Annotated in this window: 18 protein-coding genes and 2 pseudogenes; 10 read left to right on the plus strand and 10 right to left on the minus strand. The window is 66.7% G+C overall.

What is annotated here, in order from left to right:
* The first annotated feature begins 16 nt into the window (after positions 1 to 16).
* Positions 17 to 1,153 (plus strand): hypothetical protein, encoded by a 1,137-nt coding sequence (locus ACWGJP_RS14810; RefSeq protein WP_452330568.1) that lies wholly within the window; start codon positions 17 to 19, stop codon positions 1,151 to 1,153.
* 83 nt (positions 1,154 to 1,236) lie between these two features.
* On the opposite strand, the gene ACWGJP_RS14815 is transcribed toward ACWGJP_RS14810, so the two are convergent.
* Entirely contained in the window at positions 1,237 to 1,629 is a 393-nt protein-coding gene (locus ACWGJP_RS14815) for a VOC family protein (RefSeq protein WP_452330569.1), read from the minus strand.
* A gap of 325 nt (positions 1,630 to 1,954) precedes the next feature.
* On the opposite strand from ACWGJP_RS14815, the gene ACWGJP_RS14820 reads away from it, so the two are divergent.
* On the plus strand, positions 1,955 to 2,344 hold the full coding sequence (locus tag ACWGJP_RS14820; protein ID WP_452330570.1) for a CPCC family cysteine-rich protein: 390 nt from the start codon (positions 1,955 to 1,957) through the stop codon (positions 2,342 to 2,344).
* A gap of 291 nt (positions 2,345 to 2,635) precedes the next feature.
* On the opposite strand, the pseudogene ACWGJP_RS14825 reads toward ACWGJP_RS14820, so the two are convergent.
* Positions 2,636 to 2,789 (minus strand): annotated as a pseudogene (locus ACWGJP_RS14825) (helix-turn-helix transcriptional regulator); the annotation flags it as partial.
* A gap of 58 nt (positions 2,790 to 2,847) precedes the next feature.
* Positions 2,848 to 3,816: an NAD-dependent epimerase/dehydratase family protein gene (locus ACWGJP_RS14830; protein WP_452330571.1), complete on the minus strand. Its 969-nt coding sequence runs from the start codon at positions 3,814 to 3,816 to the stop codon at positions 2,848 to 2,850.
* Positions 3,817 to 4,314: 498 nt separating this feature from the next.
* On the opposite strand from ACWGJP_RS14830, the gene ACWGJP_RS14835 reads away from it, so the two are divergent.
* The 5 genes and pseudogenes from ACWGJP_RS14835 (at position 4,315) to ACWGJP_RS14855 (ending at position 8,119) form a co-directional block, all read left to right on the plus strand.
* Positions 4,315 to 4,926, plus strand: coding sequence for a TetR/AcrR family transcriptional regulator (locus ACWGJP_RS14835; protein ID WP_452330572.1), 612 nt, complete (start codon positions 4,315 to 4,317; stop codon positions 4,924 to 4,926).
* 175 nt (positions 4,927 to 5,101) lie between these two features.
* Positions 5,102 to 5,290, plus strand: a pseudogene (locus tag ACWGJP_RS14840) (transposase); the annotation flags it as partial.
* 115 nt (positions 5,291 to 5,405) lie between these two features.
* A complete protein-coding gene (locus tag ACWGJP_RS14845; protein WP_452330573.1) occupies positions 5,406 to 5,951 on the plus strand; it encodes a hypothetical protein in 546 nt (181 codons plus the stop codon).
* Between the two features lie 33 nt (positions 5,952 to 5,984).
* On the plus strand, positions 5,985 to 7,085 hold the full coding sequence (locus ACWGJP_RS14850) for a fatty acid desaturase family protein (RefSeq protein ID WP_452330847.1): 1,101 nt from the start codon (positions 5,985 to 5,987) through the stop codon (positions 7,083 to 7,085).
* Positions 7,082 to 8,119, plus strand: a complete 1,038-nt coding sequence (locus ACWGJP_RS14855) for a diacylglycerol/lipid kinase family protein (RefSeq protein ID WP_452330574.1) — start codon at positions 7,082 to 7,084, stop codon at positions 8,117 to 8,119. The genes ACWGJP_RS14850 and ACWGJP_RS14855 overlap by 4 nt, the downstream gene beginning before the upstream one ends.
* Before the next feature lie 263 nt (positions 8,120 to 8,382).
* On the opposite strand, the gene ACWGJP_RS14860 is transcribed toward ACWGJP_RS14855, so the two are convergent.
* The 4 genes from ACWGJP_RS14860 to ACWGJP_RS14875 form a co-directional block, all read right to left on the minus strand.
* Complete coding sequence (locus ACWGJP_RS14860) at positions 8,383 to 9,744, minus strand: hypothetical protein (protein ID WP_452330575.1); 1,362 nt, start codon at positions 9,742 to 9,744, stop codon at positions 8,383 to 8,385.
* Between the two features lie 363 nt (positions 9,745 to 10,107).
* Positions 10,108 to 11,181 (minus strand): redox-regulated ATPase YchF, encoded by a 1,074-nt coding sequence (gene ychF, locus ACWGJP_RS14865; RefSeq protein WP_452330576.1) that lies wholly within the window; start codon positions 11,179 to 11,181, stop codon positions 10,108 to 10,110.
* Positions 11,182 to 11,192: 11 nt separating this feature from the next.
* Complete coding sequence (locus tag ACWGJP_RS14870) at positions 11,193 to 11,927, minus strand: HAD family hydrolase (protein ID WP_452330577.1); 735 nt, start codon at positions 11,925 to 11,927, stop codon at positions 11,193 to 11,195.
* Entirely contained in the window at positions 11,924 to 12,664 is a 741-nt protein-coding gene (locus tag ACWGJP_RS14875) for a class I SAM-dependent methyltransferase (protein WP_452330578.1), read from the minus strand. The genes ACWGJP_RS14870 and ACWGJP_RS14875 overlap by 4 nt, the downstream gene beginning before the upstream one ends.
* Positions 12,665 to 12,723: 59 nt before the next feature.
* Here ACWGJP_RS14875 and ACWGJP_RS14880 point away from each other — a divergent pair, with 59 nt between their 5' ends.
* Together ACWGJP_RS14880 and ACWGJP_RS14885 are read left to right on the plus strand one after the other, a co-directional pair.
* Positions 12,724 to 13,317 carry a 3'-5' exonuclease gene (locus ACWGJP_RS14880; protein WP_452330579.1) on the plus strand — a complete coding sequence of 198 codons (594 nt, stop codon included), beginning with the start codon at positions 12,724 to 12,726 and terminating at the stop codon, positions 13,315 to 13,317.
* Positions 13,318 to 13,367: 50 nt separating this feature from the next.
* Positions 13,368 to 14,666 (plus strand): DNA recombination protein RmuC, encoded by a 1,299-nt coding sequence (locus ACWGJP_RS14885; RefSeq protein WP_452330580.1) that lies wholly within the window; start codon positions 13,368 to 13,370, stop codon positions 14,664 to 14,666.
* A gap of 18 nt (positions 14,667 to 14,684) precedes the next feature.
* Here the strand turns inward: ACWGJP_RS14885 and ACWGJP_RS14890 are convergent, their stop codons facing one another.
* Positions 14,685 to 15,002 carry a hypothetical protein gene (locus ACWGJP_RS14890; protein ID WP_452330581.1) on the minus strand — a complete coding sequence of 106 codons (318 nt, stop codon included), beginning with the start codon at positions 15,000 to 15,002 and terminating at the stop codon, positions 14,685 to 14,687.
* 131 nt (positions 15,003 to 15,133) lie between these two features.
* Positions 15,134 to 16,120, minus strand: coding sequence for a class II fructose-bisphosphatase (glpX, locus tag ACWGJP_RS14895; RefSeq protein WP_452330582.1), 987 nt, complete (start codon positions 16,118 to 16,120; stop codon positions 15,134 to 15,136).
* Between the two features lie 184 nt (positions 16,121 to 16,304).
* On the opposite strand from glpX, the gene fbaA reads away from it, so the two are divergent.
* Entirely contained in the window at positions 16,305 to 17,333 is a 1,029-nt protein-coding gene (gene fbaA / locus ACWGJP_RS14900) for a class II fructose-bisphosphate aldolase (protein ID WP_452330583.1), read from the plus strand.
* Positions 17,334 to 17,392: 59 nt separating this feature from the next.
* Here fbaA and ACWGJP_RS14905 read toward each other — a convergent pair whose 3' ends face one another.
* Entirely contained in the window at positions 17,393 to 18,613 is a 1,221-nt protein-coding gene (locus ACWGJP_RS14905; RefSeq protein WP_452330584.1) for a hypothetical protein, read from the minus strand.
* Between the last annotated feature and the right edge of the window lie 8 nt (positions 18,614 to 18,621).

Below are 18,621 nucleotides of genomic sequence, written 5' to 3' on the forward strand. Positions count from 1 at the left end.
GCGCAAGAAGACAAGGTTGCCCCTGATCGTCGCCGCCGTGAGCTTGCACGTCACCGACCCTGCTGTCAGAAGGCTCCTGGACGCGGCGGGCACAGCTCCTCCCACGATCCGGGAGCGGCTCATCGGCGAACCCTCGGTCCATTCCCGCCGGCTGCGGTACCCCACGGGCGTCGAGGTCATCCTGAATGACGAGATCGTCGCCGCGGTAACCCTGCACGTCGCGTCGACGGACGCCGCGGTCGAGCTCTCCGCTTGGATCCCCGGCATCGACAGAGACGCAACCCTCAAGGATCTCGTGACGGCGATCGGCGCGCCGCGCAGCTTCGCCGGCTTCGGACAGCCGTTCTTGACGCTCGACGCCGCATACGTATGCGCGGACTTCGCAGACGATCGCGGCTGGAACGAGCCGGGCAACCTCGTCGGCGTCACCGTCGTGGCGACCAAACCCGGCCTCTCCTGCCGCCCGGACGACGACGACTGCACCGCCTGCGCTGAACTGCTCGTCCGCGACGAAGGCGCCGTCGATGTGGACGCGACAGTCGGCGCGCTGGCCAAGGCCGTGAGCGCCGGCGCCCTCGTCGAGGATCTGCACTGGGTGCGCCTGAGCGATCTCCTGCCGCTTCATGCGTCTCGGCTCATGCCGCGCGTGGAATGCCAATTGCGCTGCACACGATGCCGTCGGATCCTTTGCTTCGCGCTCGTCCGTGACGGCGGGCCTCGGTTCGAGTACTGCGCCATGGACGAGGCGCGCAGGCATCCGCTCGAAGCGATTCCCGCGGTCGAGCTGTGGGGCGACGAGGCGAGGATCGCCGCCGATCAGGACGCTCTGCACTATGTCGACCATGAGCCGGGTGCGTGGTTCCTCGTTCGGAGGAGGGACGAATTGTTCCTCGATGCCCGCTACATCGTCTCCTCGATGGTGGACGATTCGGCGCTCGTGCGGCTGGATGCCTCCGAGATCGAGGCGTATCGGGCCGATGGTCGCTCGTACGTCTCTGGGCTCGCGCGGAGCATCCATGACGGCTCACCCCATCGCGAAGACTCTCCGTTCTACGGTCGAAATCTCTTCCGCGGCTCAGAGGGCAAGCAGTGGCGGGATGCCGTCGCCGCCGCCATCGTCAACCACACCTGGCTCGCGCAGCAGCGGCGCTGATGCGCCTCTGGTGCGCACCGGTCGCTACGAAGTCTCTCGCATCCCTTGCGGCTGTCACCGAAAAACAGCGCGCAAGAACGTCGTCACACGTTCGCGAACAGAGAGTGAATGTTCCCCTCCGGGTCCGCGAAGAACCCGGTGAACTGGCCCCACTCCCGCAACGCCGGCCGGCCCGTCGGTGTCGCGCCGGCGGCGACCAGCCGATCGTAGCGTCGCTCCACCTCGTCCGCGCTCTCGCACTGAAGGTTGAGTTCGAACGCCTGGCCGCTGAACCGCACGGTATATGCCGGATGCCCCTCGGTGCTCTCGCTCATCATTCGACGAGAGAAGATCGCGACGCGCACCCCCTGTCCCCCGAACGCGACGTACGCATCCTCGCGAACGTCGACGTCCCATCCGAGCGCACGCTCGTAGAAATCAGCAAGAGCCGCCACATCATCGGCGAGAACGGTGATGCCTTCGAGACGAATCATCATGCGTAGACCGTAGCCGGGGCATCCGACATCGCGACCGCCACGCAACGCGGGCGTCAGGTGCTCACCACGTCGCCATCCTGCTCAGATCGAAGTCGAAGGGGCACCCAGCCCTGCAATGGCAGCCAGACCGACGAGGTACCGCGTACCCACCTCGGCGATAGTGATCGATCGCAGCTTGTAGCCGAGCGGTCGCGGATGCCACGTGGCATCCGGCCGGACCTCGTTTAGGTCGAGGTAGTGCGAAGACCGGTCTGCTCGCTGATCGCGACGACGGTGCCCGGGCTGAGCTGACGAGTCGTACAACAGGGTCCCTTAGTGTGTCGTTGTGCCCGACTCGAACAGTTCCGCCGCATACCCGTGCCCATGCTGCGGTCACGTGACCCTTGGCGAACCACCGGGCTCCTATGAGATATGCGCTGTGTGTTTCTGGGAAGACGATGCTGTCCAACTCCGCTGGCCCACGTACCAAGGCGGCGCCAACACCCCGTGCCTCATCGATGCCCAACGCGCGTATGCGGAGGGCCCAGCTATGGAGCATCGGTTCACGGAGGTGGTTCGCGCGGCGGCTCCGCAAGAGCCGGTGGACTCCAGATGGCGACCGATCGATCTCGAGCGGGATTTCTTCGAGGCAGAAGACGATCGTGACGCCGAGTGGCCCGACGACCTCACAACCCTGTACTGGTGGCGACCAACGTTTTGGCGCTCAACTCGCTAGCACCGAGATGTTGGGCCGAACAGCGGCTAGGCGTTGGAGGGATCATCACGCAGCGTCACAGGGGCTCCTCTGTCGCGCGGCGGCTGTCGTCACCATCGATCGGCGAGTGTCCGCTGCGCGCAGATTGGCATCCGCCCGTCGCGTCGTGCAGGCAAGGATGCGACGTGCCCGCCTGCTCCGCGACAGCAGACCGCTCCCGACCTCGCGCACGCCTGCACCAACGTCGCTGGACACAGCGATCACGCCGTCCGATCACACGTGGGCGCGGACCCCATTCCGCCCCAGCCCGCATCGCTTGCGGTGAACGATCTCGTTGATCCGACGCGGCGGCACACCGATCGCCACCGCGGGCTTTTTTCTGAGCGATCCCGAAGGCTTCGACGAAGTCCTCCATCAGGAGGTCTCCCAGATGGATCGGCTCGATCAGATCGACCTCAGTGGTCATCGACGATCCTTCGTGGCATGGACCAGCTCAAGCTCTTCCGTCCAGGGCCGACAGGTCGTCACGCGCGACCCTGATGCCGCCCCGGCACCGCCGACGAGTCCACGACTCTGATGCCGCCGGCACGCTCGATTTCGTCGACGCGCACCGCGTCTGCCATCGTCAACGCCCCTCGAAGGCGCCGCTCCACGAGCCGCTCGGCCGCGATCGCCGCGAGCCGGCCCGTGGCACCAGACTGCCCCTCGCCGGTGGCGGTGAGCGTTCGGGCCGTTCCCCGCGTGACCGCGGTGACGCTCCAGGTCTCGCCCCCGAGATGCGGCGCGCGGTGCAGCAGCGGAGCCAGCGCGGGAACGGCGCCGACAAGACGCAGCGCCGCTGTAGCGAGCCGGCTGTCGAGCGCGAGCCAGCTGCGGACGTCTACCCCGAGCGGGCGCCCGATGAGCAGATCGTCGGGGAAATCCGCCCGCAGGTGCTCTCTCACCCTGCCATCGAGAAGCGGCAGCCTCCTTCGCGAGCGCAGATTGGCGATCGGATGCCCTTCAGGCGCGGCGTACACATCGCGCCCGGCAAGGCGCGTCGTCCAGTCCACCGCTGCCGGGCCATGGGCCTCTCCTGCGCCGAGCACGATCGCGACGTCGACCTCCTCCCCGGGCTGCGGGTCGAGGGCACGGATGAGAACAGTGCTGAGTCCCGGGGCGATTCCCGCCCCCAGCAGGACCGCACCTCCGATCGGAACGCCGTCGGCCAGCTGTTCGAGGTGCCGTGCGGTCGCCGAGACGTCGACGAGCGGTGTCGTACCCACGGCCGCCTGCACGGCGACGGTCTCGAGCCCGCTCGCGTCGACGACGACATCGACGCGAGCGGCCTCGCCTCTCAGCCGCGTCAGTCCCGCCGACGTGGTCGCGTCGATCACGACACCGCCCTCCGGTACTCGCCGGCCGGCTTCGACGACTTCATGCCCGCTTCGCCGAAGCGCACTCGACACGGCAGATCCGACCGCTCCGCGTGCGCCGAGCACGAGAGCCCTCATTTTCCCTGCTCCGAACGACCGGAGGCCAAAAAGGACGTTTCGGGTCGATGCGTCGCGTTCAGCTCACCGCCCTCCGTCGAGAATCGAGACTCGCTGCCACCAACGGCCGGTCCTGCGTGCGGCCTGCGCGGCAGAGCCGCTGCGGATTCGGATGCCGTCACCAGTCGGGCCGAGCACGCCGCTGCCACCACGTCGCGCGGGACTCCGCGCATGCGCTGCACCGTCTTCGCCAGCAGAGGAACGGCCCAGAACACGGCGATGGGGACGACGACGGTGATAGTCAGAGCCGTACGGAGGAGATCAGGCCACCCCTGGGTGCAAGGCGCGACGAGCGCTGAGACGATCAGTACCAGCGGAAGGATCGCTGTCCACGTGATCAGCGCTTGCACGGGTCGAGGAAGAGGTCGCACAGAAACTCCAAACGTTCAGTTGGAGATCAACCATAGCCACAGAACGTGATATTACCAACTGAACAGTTGGAATGGTTAGAGTGGGGTCATGACCTGGGATACCGAGGCCACGCGTCGCAAACTCCTCGACGCGGCGACCGCGCAGTTCGCTCGCGTGGGGCTGGCCGGTGCGCGCGTAGACACGATCGCCCGCGAAGCCGGGGTGAACAAGGAGCGCATCTACCAGTACTTCGGCGACAAGGCCGGCCTCTTCGCGGCCGTACTCGCTGCCGAGGTCGAGCACCTCCTCGAAGGCATCTCGGTGTCCGGGAGCGGTGCGGACGCGCTGGGCCATGTCGCTGGCGCACTCTACGACAGTGCCGCTGAGCATCCGCATCTCGCTCGCCTGCTGGCCTGGGAGAGTCTTGAGCTGACCGAACCCGTCTCCGCCGAGAGTCGATCCGAGGGCTGCGCGTCGCTGGTCGCGGCACTCGATGACGCCCTCGCACTGCACGACCGTGCGCACGCTGCACAGATCCTTCTCAGTGTGATCTCGCTCGCACTCGCCGACCGCTGCCTCCCTCACCTGGCCGCGCTCGTCGCACCCGGCGGCGCGGGCGCATCGCGTCGAGCGGCCGTCATCGCTCAGGCCCGGGTACTGAGTACGGAACTTGGATGCGGCGCCGGAACGCACAGTTCGTCAGACGACCCCTCCTCGTAGGCACGTCGACGGCCTGACGCGGGTGAGTCCCATAGCGTGGTGTCACTTCCCGCGAGGTTCTCGTCGTCGTAGACGATGAAGGGCCATCGTGGGATGACCAGTTGTTTCCGGCAAGACGCAAAGAAGTGATCCCACGATGACCCACTACCAGTCTGCCCTTTCGACCCTGATCGGCGACGTCGTTCAGATCTTCCCCGACCGCGACTGCGTCACCCGCCTGATCGGCGCCGTCCTGCAAGAACAACACGAGGAATGGCAATACGGCGAACGCCGCTACTTCTCCGACGTCTCCATGCGCAAACTCGTCCACACCCTCCACGACCACGCCGAACCCGCCCGCCCCGAACTGCTCCTGAGCGCCTGACCATCACCCATCAACGAAGACAACCGGAGTGACACCACTCAACGGGACTTGACCCGACACGCAGACCAGTGGCTGAACCTGTGAGGCGTACAGGTTGGAGGCGTAGCGTTGGGCTATGGAGACACAGACACGAACGAGCGGTGCAGATGCCGCGACGCTGGGCCTGGGATCGGTGCTGGTGGGTTCGTTGCCTACGGCGCTGATGACTGATGAGGCCCCGGATCGTTACACGGTGGAGGCGGTGTTCACGCGCCGCCCCGAACGGGACGAGATCACGGAGATATTGGGGAGCGGAACACGGGAACGTCTTGCGAGGGCAGGGTATTCGACTGTTGAGTTGACGATCTCGGATCGTCGATTGGAGATCGCGAACACGAATCTTGAGGAGTTGCGTGACGGTCTCGGTGGCGTGCTCGCTAACCGGCTGGCGGAGATCAGCGAGGATGTCCGCGCGAAGCAGGATGCGGCGGCGGTCCGGTTCCGCGAGGCGGCTATTGGTGAGCAGGATAGAGCGGCCTCTGTCGCGGCTTTGGCGGAGTCGGTGACCTTCCACACCTCTGCGGATGGAGTGTCGGGGTCCGGGTCGGATCAGCGATCCGCGGCGAACGACGATCGTGCCCGTATCGACGACTGGACTGACGAGGGGGGTCACGGGCGTTGATGACGACCGTGACCTTGGGATGTGGGGCGCATCATGGATGGGTTTCGTTCGACCACACCGCGTTCAGAAGATCGGCAGCGCACCCGGAGTGGGAGTGAGTTCACGGCCCTGGCGAAGACGATCCGGGATCAGGGGCTTCTGCGTCGCCGGTATGGGTATTACTGGTCGAAGCTGATCGGTCTACCCCTTGTACTCGCCGGCGGCCTACTGGCGTTCGTGTTGATCGGTGACACCTGGTGGCAGTTGCTTACGGCGGCGTTGTTGGCTGTCGTGTTTACGCAGATAGCCTTTCTCGGGCACGACTCGGCGCACCGACAGATCTTTGTCTCGGGCAAGTGGAATGACTGGGTGAGCCTCGTCCTCGGCGACCTGCTGGTGGGGATGAGCTATGGATGGTGGCAGCACAAGCACACCCGTCACCACGCGAATCCGAACAAGCTGGGGGCCGATCCAGACATCGAGTTGCCGGTGATCCTCGTCGCGCCAGAGCGTGCGGTGTCGAGAGGGCGGGTCATGTCGTGGCTGCGGTCGCATCAAGGGATCTTCTTCTTCCCGATATTGCTCCTGGAAGGTGTCTCGCTGCATGCGTCCGGGGTGCGTCGGGTGGTCACGCGCGGGCCGTTGAGCAGGCGATGGGTCGAGATCGGGTTCCTCCTGGTCCGTCTGGTCGGTTTCCCGGTGCTCGTCTTCCTCGTGCTGTCGCCGGGCATCGCGTTCGTGTTCCTCGCGGTGCAGCTCGGGCTCTTCGGGTTCTACATGGGTGTCTCGTTCGCCCCGAATCATAAGGGGATGCCGATCGTGCCGAGCGATGCGAGCTTCGACTTCCTTCGTCGTCAGGCGATGATGAGCCGAAACGTCCGCGGCGGTCGTCTGCTTGACACGGCGATGGGCGGGTTGAACTATCAGATCGAGCATCATCTGTTCCCGTCGATGCCGCGCCCTCATCTGCGCAAGGCAGCGCCCATCATCGCCGCCTACTGCCGAAGTCATGATGTGCCGTATGTGCAGACCGGGCTACTGGCGTCGTGTGCGATCATCGTGCGGTACATCAACCGCGTCGGACTCGGGGAACGCGACGTGTTCACCTGCCCCCTGGTCGAGCAGCGCCGCTACGTCACCGCAGTCCCGCAGTGAGCACGCACGACCACCCGGCAGCCGGGCGAGGGCACGCCGCCGTCGTCTACAACCCTGTCAAGACCTCGCTGGGGCGGCTTCGCCCCGCGGTCGCGGAGTGTGAGGCCCAGCACGGCTGGGAGCAGACGCGCTGGTACCAGACCCGCAGCGACGACGCAGGCCGGGCCGCCGCGGAGCACGCTCTCGCTGCTGCTCCGGCGGTGGTGATGGTCGCGGGCGGCGACGGTACGGTCCGAGCCGTCGCGGAGGTGATGCAAGGGACGGGCATCCCGGTCGCGCTGGTTCCCCTGGGCACCGGCAATCTCCTTGCTCGCGATGTCGGTTCGCCGATCAACGACATCGCCGCCTGCATCTCCGCTGCGTTCTCGGGTGAAGACCGGTCCGTGGATGTCGGGGTGGCTGAGCTCGAGGACGAGAGCGGCGCCCGCCGTTCGCATACGTTCATGGTCATGGCGGGCATCGGGCTGGATGCGGAGATGGCGGAGAGCACGAGTACGATCGCGAAGAAGCATCTCGGCTGGTTCGCGTACGTCACACCGATCGCCCGCTCGGTCATCGCGAACAAGCTCTTCCATCTCGACTACCGAATCGACGGCGGTCGGGTGAGGTCGACCCGGGCGCACACCGTCATCATCGGCAATTGTGGAACCCTGACAGGGAACATGTTGCTGATCCCCGCTGCAATTATCGACGACGGGCTGTTGGACGTCGTGATGATGCGCCCGACAGGGCGCTTCGGATGGGCGCGGATCGGCACCCGCCTCACCCTGCAAGGCCTCGCTCGCCGTTCCCTGCTCAGCCGCAGATTCCTCCAGCAGGCGCCCGACCTTCACGCACTCGCCTACGTACAAGGACACCGGTTCGAAGCCCGGTTCGACGCTCCTCACCTCATCGAACTCGACGGCGACAGCTTCGGTCACATCACCCGTGTTCGAGTCAGCGTCCGCCCCGGCGCCCTGCAAGTGCGAGCGTCGGGCCAAACCAGGTCGGTGGAGAAGAGCAGCATGGCGCAACAGTGGCCGTCACGCCCGTAGAAAGCGCAGACGCATGAACCGCGCTCTGTGGGCCCCGGGCGCGGGGACTAGAGCAGGCCCTCGAACACGAATCCCACGATCGACAGCACCACCCATGCCACAAGCAAAATGAGAAGAACTGTCACCAGTTCGTTCCTCACGCCCGACCGTCGGCGTGGGAATCGACCGGCGCATTCGTGAGGTGGGCGTTGTCCCAGTCGCCGTGCGACACACGAGCAGACCGCCATTTGAAGAATGCTTGCTGAAGCCCAGCACCTGGCAGGTCACCGCGACCGCAATTCGGCGGGCGAAACCCTCACAACGTTGGAGTCACCTGAACCGTCAACAGTCCCCCCGTCGACGCGCATGCTGTCACAGTACTTCGTTTCAGATTCGTCTTCCGACTGTGCCCGAACGCGAACGTCGACGGCGAACAGACTGACCCCGACCAAGAGAGCCGCGATCGCAACAATCCATCCAATGGCCATCGTCGAGATGAGGAATCCGCCGCCGCATCGATCCATCGCAGTGATGACCCATGCCGTCGCGTCGAGACTCCCCGAACCGATGTCCGTCGGCGCGGCGCTGGTGCACGATGCGACGTTGAACCCGGATCGGAGGGCTGCGGCGTCGATCACTGGTCGCAGGAGTCCACGGGGGCCACCTAGCAAATGACTCAACGTGACGAGAACCACTACGAACAGTCCTGGGCACAGTACGCGCCGAAGCCAGCTGTTCTTCGAATCCGGAAACAGAGACGCCGTCGCAACGATCAGCCCGAACGCATAACCTGCGACAGCCCCGGCGGCGGGATAATCCAGCATCGAACGCGGCGTGATTGTACTCAGTGCTGAGGCGCTGTCTGCCGGCCCCATGAGACTCGGCACTGCAAGGCCCGCCAGCGGCACAAGCGAGGCCATCACGGCACCAACTGCGCCGCCGTATCCAATCCAAGTGGCGACGCGGCGCACATACGAGCCGATCCCCAATGGCCGCTGTAGAACTTTGCCCCATCGAAGGAGGAGAAATATCACGAAGCAGGCTGAGGCTGTGACGGTTAGGAGGCAGCTGATCGCCAACATATTGTAGTTGACTGCAGCGGAGAACGCCGCCGACTGGATGTCACCATTCGCACCGGTCAATCCCACAAACGACGTGACGAATGCGAAAACCAAGATGACTATGTACATCACCCCTAGGACCCGGAGCATCGTGGGAACGGAGACGACATTGTCCAAGGTGTCGACCGTGATACGAATTTCCCGCCAGCCGTCAGGCGCGGCGAGCGTGAAGAATCGTTTGGTCGTGGACTTTGTCTCACGCCACGTCTCAGCGCAGTGATGTCGCATGTACGCGAATACCGTTGGGGAACCTTGGTGCTCCGCTCGCTGGAGGAGTCTGCTTGCGACAGACCCCGTGATCATCGCGATGCAGGTCGTGAAGAACGCCACGAGGAAGATCACCGACGCATACCGCAGACCGATGAACATGATCCCTCCGGCGAGCGCCGTGGCCGCAATGCTGATCTCTTTCGTGGCCGCGAGGCCCCGAAAGCGGTCACGCGCGAGCGCGGCCTTCAACTTCGTCATCGCGATCCAGGCGGCCGCGCCGACGCATGCGATGCCAAGTAGCCAAGTCATGTCCATGGGGCAATTGTTGCTGGGCACTCCGACATCCGGTCCACTCGTGCCTCACGTCATGTCGCATACGCACCGCTTCAGCACTCCCGGGGAAACCTCTCATTGCCCAGGACACTGCCAGCATTGCGGATAGAGCGGCTTTTCGGAGTCAAAGGTGCGGATGCAGCACTGGCCTGACACCAATGTGGTTCATGTGCACCGCGGTCTGTTCGCACTGCGGAACAATGCGGCTGAAGGGCACGTCAAAGGCGACACCACCGCGACCGCAACAGCGCCTGCTAGCTCACGTTCCGCGACAAGGCGTCCTGGTGATGTTGAATCAGAATTCGACCGGCGCAGAAGGTACTAAAGTCCTGATCAGAATCAAAATCAGTTATTAAACCTAAATTCCACCACGTCGCCGTCCTGCATGACGTAGTCCTTGCCCTCCAGGCGCGCTTTGCCCTTCGCTCGGGCCTCGACGACGGAACCCGTCTCGACGAGGTCCTCGAACGAGACGATCTCCGCCTTGATGAAGCCCTTCTCGAAGTCCGTGTGGATGACACCAGCTGCCTGCGGCGCCTTCCAGCCCTTGCCGATCGTCCAGGCGCGGGCCTCCTTGGGGCCGGCGGTGAGGTACGTCTGCAGGCCGAGGGTGTCGAAGCCGATGCGGGCGAGCTGATCGAGGCCAGACTCCTCCTGACCCGTCGACGCCAGCAGCTCGGCGGCGTCCTCAGGGTCCAGATCGATGAGCTCGGACTCGATCTTGGCGTCGAGGAAGATGGCCTTCGCCGGGGCGACGAGCGCTTCGAGCTCGTCCTTGCGGCCGGCATCCGTCAGCACTCCCTCGTCGACATTGAAGACGAAGATGACGGGCTTCGAGGTGAGCAGCCCCAGCTCCTTGATCGGGGCGAGGTCGATACCGCTCGTCGAGAGCAGGATGCCGCGCTCCAGAGCATCCTTCGCGGCGTTCGCCGCCTCCAGCACGGAGGGGTCGAGCTTCTTGCCGCGGACCTCCTTCTCGTACCGGGTGATCGCCTTCTCGAGGGTCTGCAGATCGGCGAGCATGAGCTCGGCGTTGATCGTCTCCATGTCGGATGCCGGGTTCACCGCCCCGTCGACGTGCACCACATCGTCGTCGGCGAAGCCGCGCACCACCTGGGCGATGGCATCCGCCTCACGGATGTTCGCGAGGAACTGATTACCCAGCCCCTCCCCCTCACTGGCGCCGCGGACGATACCCGCGATGTCCACGAACGACACGGTGGCCGGGAGGATCCGCTCGCTGCCGAAGATCTCGGCGAGCTTGCCCAGCCGCGCGTCAGGCAGGCTGACCACGCCGACGTTCGGCTCGATCGTCGCGAACGGGTAGTTCGCCGCGAGCACGTCGTTCTTGGTCAGGGCGTTGAAGAGGGTGGACTTGCCGACGTTGGGCAGGCCGACGATGCCGATAGTGAGAGCCACGGGTGACGAGTCTACCCGCGCGCGATCCCGCTTCTCTGCCCGAGCAGCGAGAGAACGTCGCGCAGGGATCGGCCATCGACGTGCGGCACGTCCGCTCGCGGAGGTTCGGCGCCATCACGATTGATCCAGACGGCGCGCATCCCTGTGTCCACCGCGCCGACGACGTCGGCACCGAAGTTGTCGCCGACGTGGACGGCCACCTCCGCTGCGACGCCCATCTCATCCAAGGCGTGCCGGAAGATCCTCGTCTCGGGCTTCAGCACTCCGATGTCACCGGATGCCACGACGAGATCGAACAGCCCCTCGATGCCGACCGCGGTGAGCTTGGCCCGCTGGAACCGCGCCGGGCCGTTGGTGATCAGCCCCAGTCGAACCCCGTCACCGCGCAGAGCCTCGAGCACGTCGACCGTCTCCTCGTACAGCGTGAACGTGCCCTCCTCCGCCCGCACGTGCAGGGCGACGGCCTCCTCCACGAGCGCGAGCTCGCTCCTTCCGAACCGTTCCAGCGTCAGGCGCCAGATCTCCCTCGGAAGCGCATCGTCGCCAAGTTCGCCGCGCATCCACCGCTCGCCCTGCGCCGACCAGCAGTCCCGCCAGGCCTCGGCGTTCGCCCCGAGGATGCCTGCCGCGCTCAGCCCGTGCCGGCGCGCGAGCTCAGCCGCGGTCTGCCGAACGGCGTCTCCTGCGCCGTCGTGCACCAGCGTGCCGTCGAGGTCGAAGAACACGACATCGATCGCCGCCGTCATCGCCGCACCGCACGGAAGGCTCTTGTGACGTAGGGGAGATCGATCGTGCCGTGCTCGTCGACGCCGAGTTCGTCGAGCAGGCCGTCGATGTCGCGCCGGATCGCCGATCTCACCTCCGCCGGAGCGGTGATGACATAGCTGCGCGAGGCGGCCATCAGGTGCAGCGTCTCGCGCGTCATCGGCCTCGACCACTCCCACTGCTGCTCCTCGAGCGTTCCGAAGGGCACTCCGACGCGCGGCCCGTCTCCCTCGAACATGCCGGATGCCGGTGAGGTGTGCATGATCTCGGTGAGGCGCTCGACCCACGGTTCACGGTCGTCCCGAAGGTTCCACACGAGACCCAGCACGCCGCCGGCACGCACGACGCGCCCGATCTCGAGCGAAGCGACGTCAGGGTCGACCCAGTGCCAGGCCTGCCCGAGGACGACGGCGTCCACCGAGGCATCCGGCAGCGGCAGGGACTCCGCTCTCCCCGTGAATGTGGGCACACCGGGGACGTTCCTGCTCAGCACCCGCAGCATCGCGGGATCAGGATCGACGGCGACGATCTGCGCGTCAGGAGCCTTGGCGAGCACCCGCGTCAGCTTGCCGGTTCCCGCGCCGACGTCCGCCACACGCCGCGCACCTGCCGGAAGCGGTTCGAGCATCCACGCCACGGACTCGAAGGGATAGTCGGGCCGACCGGCCTCATAGCTCTCCGCTTCGCTGCCGAAGGACGTGGCCCGCGTATCGCTCATGCGGCCAGCCTACGGCGAGCCTGCGACATCGTCTCCGGATGCCGGGAGAGAGTGAAGTCGTGCCCCTGGACTTCACCGCGATCGACTTCGAGACGGCGAACTCCAGCCCCGCATCCGCATGCTCCGTCGGGCTCGTGCGCGTTCGGGGTGGAGAAGTCGTCGCCCGCACCGGATGGCTCATCCGCCCGCCTCACGGCCACGATGACTTCCAGGAGTGGAACATCAAGATCCACGGCATCCGCCCTGAGCACGTGGCCGATGCGGCGACCTGGCCGGAGCAGTTCGACAGGCTGTGCGCCTTCGCCGGCGCGGATGTCCTCGTCGCGCACAACGCCGGTTTCGATGTGAACGTGCTGCGCAAGGCGTCCGAGGCGACCGGCCTCGACTGCCCGCCGTATCGCTCGTTGTGCAGTCTGCAGGTCGCGCGCAAGACCTACCAGCTCGATTCCTATCGCCTGCCCAAGGCCGCTGCGGCCGCCGGATTCGCCGAGTTCTCGCACCACGATGCCCTGGCCGACGCCCGTGCCTGCGCGCAGATCGTGATCGATGCCGCGTCGCGCGTCGGCGCAACCGACGTCGAGGCCCTCGCCGCGACGCTCGGGCTTCGCATCGCAGGAGCGCCGGCACCCGTGCAGGAGCGCGCGGTCGCCTGACGCGCGGCGCCGCTGCCGACGATGTCGGAGGCCTGCCCCACACTGGGGGCATGGATGCTCCGCTGATCGTTCTCCTTCTCGCCATCGCCCTCGTCGGCGGCGCGACGGCCGGGTGGTTCGCGCGCGCGTCTCGTGACGCGGCTTCTCTCGCCCGCACCGAGGCCGAGCTCGCGGCCGTCCGTGACGATCGCGACCGGCAGTACGACATGTATCGGGATGCCGTCGAGCACTCCCGTGCACAGCAGAGCGCCGAGGCCGAGCGCGTGCAGCAGCAGAACGCCGTGCTCACTGCGCTCGCTCCCGTTCGCGAGAGCCTGCATCAGATGCAGCGCACGGTGAGCTCGCTCGAGCAGGAGAGGCACGCCCAGTTCGGCTCGCTCGCCGAGCAGCTGCGACGAGCCCAGGAGTCCGATGAGGCGCTGCGTGCGACGACGGAATCGCTCGCCGGCGCGCTGCGCTCCACAGCGACCCGCGGGGTGTGGGGCGAGACGCAGTTGCGTCGCGTCGTCGAGGCGGCGGGTCTCACCCGTCACGTCGACTTCGACCTGCAGTCCACGATCTTCTCCGATCGCGGTCAGGGCAGACCCGACATGGTCATCCGCCTCGCCGGCGGCGCGTCGATCGCCGTCGATGCCAAGGTCCCGCTCGACGCCTACCTCGAGGCGAGTGCGCTCGGGGTAGGCGAGAAGGATGAGGCCGCTCGGCGGCAGCTCATGCAGAAGCACGTCAAGGCGGTGCGCGCGCACGTCGATGCGCTGGCCAAGAAGGCGTACTGGTCGGGTCTCGAGGCGAGCCCTGAGTTCGTCATCTGCTTCCTGCCCAACGAGTCGCTGCTGGCGGCGGCGATCGACGAGGATCCGACGCTCCTCGACCACGCCTTCGGCAAGCGGGTCGCTCTCGCCTCCCCGGTGAACCTCTGGGCGGTGCTCAAGACCGTCGCCTACACGTGGACGCAGCAGGAGGTCTCGACGGAGGCCCGCACACTCCTCGCTCTCGGCACCCAGCTGTACGAGCGACTCGGCACCCTGGCCGGCCACGCCGACGATCTCCGTCGTGCGCTGGAGCGCACCGTCGACAGTTACAACCGTTTTGCCGGATCGCTGGAGAGCCGCGTGCTGGTGACCGCTCGCCAGTTCCCCGGCATCGACGCGGCGTCGCTGAGCGCATCACCGCCGGCCATCACCGCTCCCGCACGACGCTTCACGGCCGCCGAGCTGATCGATGACCGGCCCACCGCGCCGATCGATGATCGAGGCGACAGTGCGGGCGCTGCTGCCGCGCGCGCGGATGTCGGAGACCTCCGCACCCGGCTGGGCGACGGAGAGACGGGTGTGCACCGCGGCGAGTGACCGCGAGAGCGCCGGAGATCAGGCGCTGCCCGGCACCCAGCTGAGCAGGGCGATGACCAGGCCGGAGGTGACGACGAAGGCGCCGACCATCCACCAGGCATTGATCTCGTGCCCCTCATCGCGGCGGACGCGGAAGAGCACGTCCGCGCGACGCGAAGGGTCCTGCGCGATGCCCGACCTCGCCGCGGCAGCCGTCTGCGCGGATGCCGCTGCGCCTTCCGGCCGCGACGTGGAGCCGAGAGTGCCGTCCGGATTGACGCGGAGGATACGACCGGTCGCGGTGGTGACCACCTGCGCCGACGCGGCCTTGCCGTTGCTCTCCTGCTGCGTGCTCATCGTTTCGTCCTCCTCCGGCCGCGCGAAGGCGCGCAGCAAGATCCGCGTTCATTCTGCCAGGCCAGCCTGAGAACGCCGGGATCCGGACCGCAGAGACCGCGTACCGGCTCGATAACGATGCGGTCAGAGACTCACAGCCACTTGGAGACGAGGTGCTCCGACGCGATGCGCCGAAGGGTGCCGGATGCCCCGCGCAGTACCACGGACTCCGTGTAGACGTAGCCGCCCTCGCGCCGGACGCCGGCGACCAGCTGGCCGTCTGTGACACCGGTCGCGACGAAGATCGTGTTCTTTCCTCGCACCAGGTCGTCGGCTTCGTAGACCTTGTCCATCTCGAGCCCCGCGTCGATGCCGCGCTGACGTTCCTCGTCGTCACGCGGCCAGAGCACGCCCTGGATGTGACCGCCGAGCGCCTTGATCGCGCACGCCGTCACGATGCCCTCCGGGCTCCCGCCCACGCCGACGCACATGTCCGTGCGCGCTCCGTGACGGGCCGCGTTGATGCCGCCGGCGACGTCGCCGTCGCTCATGAGCCGCGTTCCCGCCCCGGCATCCCGGATCTCCTGGATGAGCTTCTCGTGCCGCGGGCGGTTGAGCACCGACACGACGATCTCATCGACGGGCTTTCCGAGCGCCTTCGCCAGCAGGCGGATGTTCTCCCCGATCGGCAGGCGGATGTCGACGACGCCGACGCCGGCGGGACCGGTGACGAGCTTGTCCATGTAGAACACGCTGGACGCGTCCAGCATCGTCCCGCGATCCGATACCGCGAGCACCGACAGCGCGTTCTGGCGCCCCGCAGCGGTCAGCGAGGTTCCGTCGATCGGATCGACGGCGATGTCGCACTCCGGACCGCGCCCGGTGCCGACGAGCTCGCCGTTGAAGAGCATCGGGGCGTTGTCCTTCTCTCCCTCGCCGATCACGACCCTGCCCTGGAAGTCGACGGTTCCGAGGAACGCCCGCATCGCGTCAACCGCCGCACCGTCCGCGGCCTCCTTGGCGCCGCGCCCGATGAACGGCACGGCGCGGATCGCGGCCGCCTCGGTCGCGCGCACCAGCTCCAGCGCGAGATTGCGATCGGGACGCAGCGGGCTCAGATCGGCCGTCAGACTCACCATGCGGTCAGCCTATCCAGCAGGATGGACGAATCCCCTCGGATTTCGCGGTGATCAATGCGAAGGAATCGCGTTTCTTAACGTCCGCGAAGGTCGACCCCGCGAACGGTGGATGGCTCCCCGGCAGGAACGAGTGACGGCGATAGAGTGACTGCTGTCCCGGCTTCATCTATCGCAGGAGTTTCTCATGCCCGTCGCCACTCCGGATCAGTACGCAGAAATGCTCGACCGCGCGAAGGCCGGTGGCTTCGCCTACCCGGCGTTCAACGTCTCGAGCTCGCAGACCATCAACTCGGTCCTCCAGGGCCTGACCGAAGCCGGCTCCGACGGCATCATCCAGGTGACCACCGGCGGCGCCGACTACTTCGCCGGCCAGACGGTCAAGGCCCGCGCGACCGGCGCCCTCGCCTTCGCCCGCTATGCCACCGAGGTCGCCAAGAGCTACCCGGTCACCGTCGCGCTGCACACCGACCACTGCCCGAAGGACGCCCTCGGCGGCTTCGTCGAGCCGCTCATCGCAGCCAGCGAGGAAGAGGTCAAGGCCGGCCGCAACCCGATCTTCCAGTCGCACATGTGGGACGGCTCGGCCGTTCCCCTCGCGGAGAACATCGAGATCGCGAAGGACCTGCTCCCCCGCATCAAGAACATCAACGCGATCCTCGAGGTCGAGATCGGCGTCGTCGGCGGCGAAGAGGACGGCGTCGCCCACGAGGGCTCCAACGACGCGCTCTACACGACCTTCGCGGATGTCGACCAGGCCGTTCAGGCCCTCGGCCTCGGCGAGCAGGGCCGCTACATCGCCGCCCTGACGTTCGGCAACGTGCACGGCGTCTACAAGCCGGGCGGCGTGAAGCTGCGCCCCGAGCTGCTCGGCGAGATCCAGGAGCAGGTCGCCGCGAAGTACGGCACGGGCCCCAAGCCGCTGGACCTCGTCTTCCACGGCGGCTCGGGATCGAGCGACGAGGAGATCGCCATCGCGGTCGCCAACGGCGTCATCAAGATGAACATCGACACCGACACGCAGTACGCCTACACGCGTGCGATCGCCGACTACATGTTCAAGAACTACGACGGCGTCCTCAAGGTCGACGGCGAGGTCGGCAACAAGAAGCTCTACGACCCCCGCGCATGGGGCAAGGTCGCCGAGACGGCGATGGCGGCCCGCGTCATCGAGTCCACCCGTCAGCTCGGCTCCTTCGGAAAGTCCCAGAGCTGACCGTCTGACGCTCGCACGAGAAACGCCCCGCCTTCCACGCGGGGCGTTTCTCGTCCGTCCTAGCGGCTGAGCCTCAGGCGGCGGATCAGGATGGCGAGATCCAAGACGGCATCCACGACGATCAGGATGCCGAGGACGCGCCTGCCACCGCGCCGCCGCGCGAGGGCGGCGCCGACCACGAGCTCACCCGCAGACAGGGCGGCTCCCAGCATCGGACGCTCGCGCACGGCCTTGATCATCCGGGCAAACGGCCGATCCCTCCTCGTCAACGGCGTGAACCCGCCTGCACCGTCCGTGACGACGTCCTTCACGAGCGCCCACCAGCCCCCGGGAGTCATGCGCTGCGCCGGCAGACCAGTCGCCTCATCGAACGCCGCCTCGATGAGGTCAGAGGGAACGCCGAACGCGGCAAGGAACGCGCGCTGCCGCTCCTGCGCACCGATGATACCGCCCAGCGCTTCAGCGACGAGGGCCGCATGCGCGGCCTCGACGTCCAGCGGGAACATCGCCGCCAGCTCGACCAGCTCGTCGCGGCTCCCGTCGCCTTCCGCATGCAGACGCCGGACCAGCTCCGCGGTCTCCGGGACGGTGATCTCGTCAGGGGCGAGCACGAGCTCGGTGCCGCGCTCGGCGTCCGGCCAGAAGGGCATCACTCCGGCGCGGGTGGTGACGTCGAACCAGCCGCCGTCCGCGGTACGGGTCAGCTCGATGACGGGCAGCTCCGCGCCGGATGCCAGCCCTATCGTCGGCTCGTCCGTCTCGAAGCGCTGCAACGACCACGTACCGCTCTCGATGTATTCCACCTCGATGCGCTGCAGCTGAGCGGTGACCCTGGCCGCACTCGGCCCCCGATGCGAGAACGACGCGACGCGCAGAGCGACGGGCGAGAACAGATCAGCGTCGGACTCCTCGTCACCGGCAGCGTGCATCGCCTCGATGATCGGTTCCTCGCCCGGCAAGCTCTCGACCGCGTCCTCTTCCTCGCCGACGCCCAACCACAGGGTCAGTCCCGCATCCGCGAACGCCGCTCGCAGATCGGCGGCGGTGAGCGCTGCCTCGATCGCATCGGCATCGTTCAGCGCGACCACGTGGTCGTCGTCCGTCATGGGCACGGTCACGACGGCCTCTTCGCGCTCGTGCCAGGGGGCCGACGCATCCCGCAGCGCCGCCGGGATCCTCAGCCTCCTGAGGATCGCACGCGCCTCCTCACGAGGATCCGAGCCGTCACCTCGATCGACGGATGCGGAGACGAGCTGAACGGCGAAACGGGTCGGAAGCACCGTTCGAC

It is taken from the genome of Microbacterium sp. NPDC055903 (genome assembly GCF_053615555.1).

Excerpts from the sequence above, each read along its gene's own strand:
- ACWGJP_RS14815 (WP_452330569.1), bottom strand. The coding sequence starts at position 1,629 with ATGATGATTCGTCTCGAAGGCATCACCGTTCTCGCCGATGATGTGGCG.
- ACWGJP_RS14830 (WP_452330571.1), bottom strand. The coding sequence starts at position 3,816 with ATGAGGGCTCTCGTGCTCGGCGCACGCGGAGCGGTCGGATCTGCCGTG.
- ACWGJP_RS14835 (WP_452330572.1), top strand. The coding sequence starts at position 4,315 with ATGACCTGGGATACCGAGGCCACGCGTCGCAAACTCCTCGACGCGGCG.
- ACWGJP_RS14845 (WP_452330573.1), top strand. The coding sequence starts at position 5,406 with ATGGAGACACAGACACGAACGAGCGGTGCAGATGCCGCGACGCTGGGC.
- ACWGJP_RS14850 (WP_452330847.1), top strand. The coding sequence starts at position 5,985 with ATGGATGGGTTTCGTTCGACCACACCGCGTTCAGAAGATCGGCAGCGC.
- ACWGJP_RS14860 (WP_452330575.1), bottom strand. The coding sequence starts at position 9,744 with ATGGACATGACTTGGCTACTTGGCATCGCATGCGTCGGCGCGGCCGCC.
- ACWGJP_RS14870 (WP_452330577.1), bottom strand. The coding sequence starts at position 11,927 with ATGACGGCGGCGATCGATGTCGTGTTCTTCGACCTCGACGGCACGCTG.
- ACWGJP_RS14875 (WP_452330578.1), bottom strand. The coding sequence starts at position 12,664 with ATGAGCGATACGCGGGCCACGTCCTTCGGCAGCGAAGCGGAGAGCTAT.
- ACWGJP_RS14885 (WP_452330580.1), top strand. The coding sequence starts at position 13,368 with ATGGATGCTCCGCTGATCGTTCTCCTTCTCGCCATCGCCCTCGTCGGC.
- ACWGJP_RS14890 (WP_452330581.1), bottom strand. The coding sequence starts at position 15,002 with ATGAGCACGCAGCAGGAGAGCAACGGCAAGGCCGCGTCGGCGCAGGTG.
- glpX (WP_452330582.1), bottom strand. The coding sequence starts at position 16,120 with ATGGTGAGTCTGACGGCCGATCTGAGCCCGCTGCGTCCCGATCGCAAT.
- fbaA (WP_452330583.1), top strand. The coding sequence starts at position 16,305 with ATGCCCGTCGCCACTCCGGATCAGTACGCAGAAATGCTCGACCGCGCG.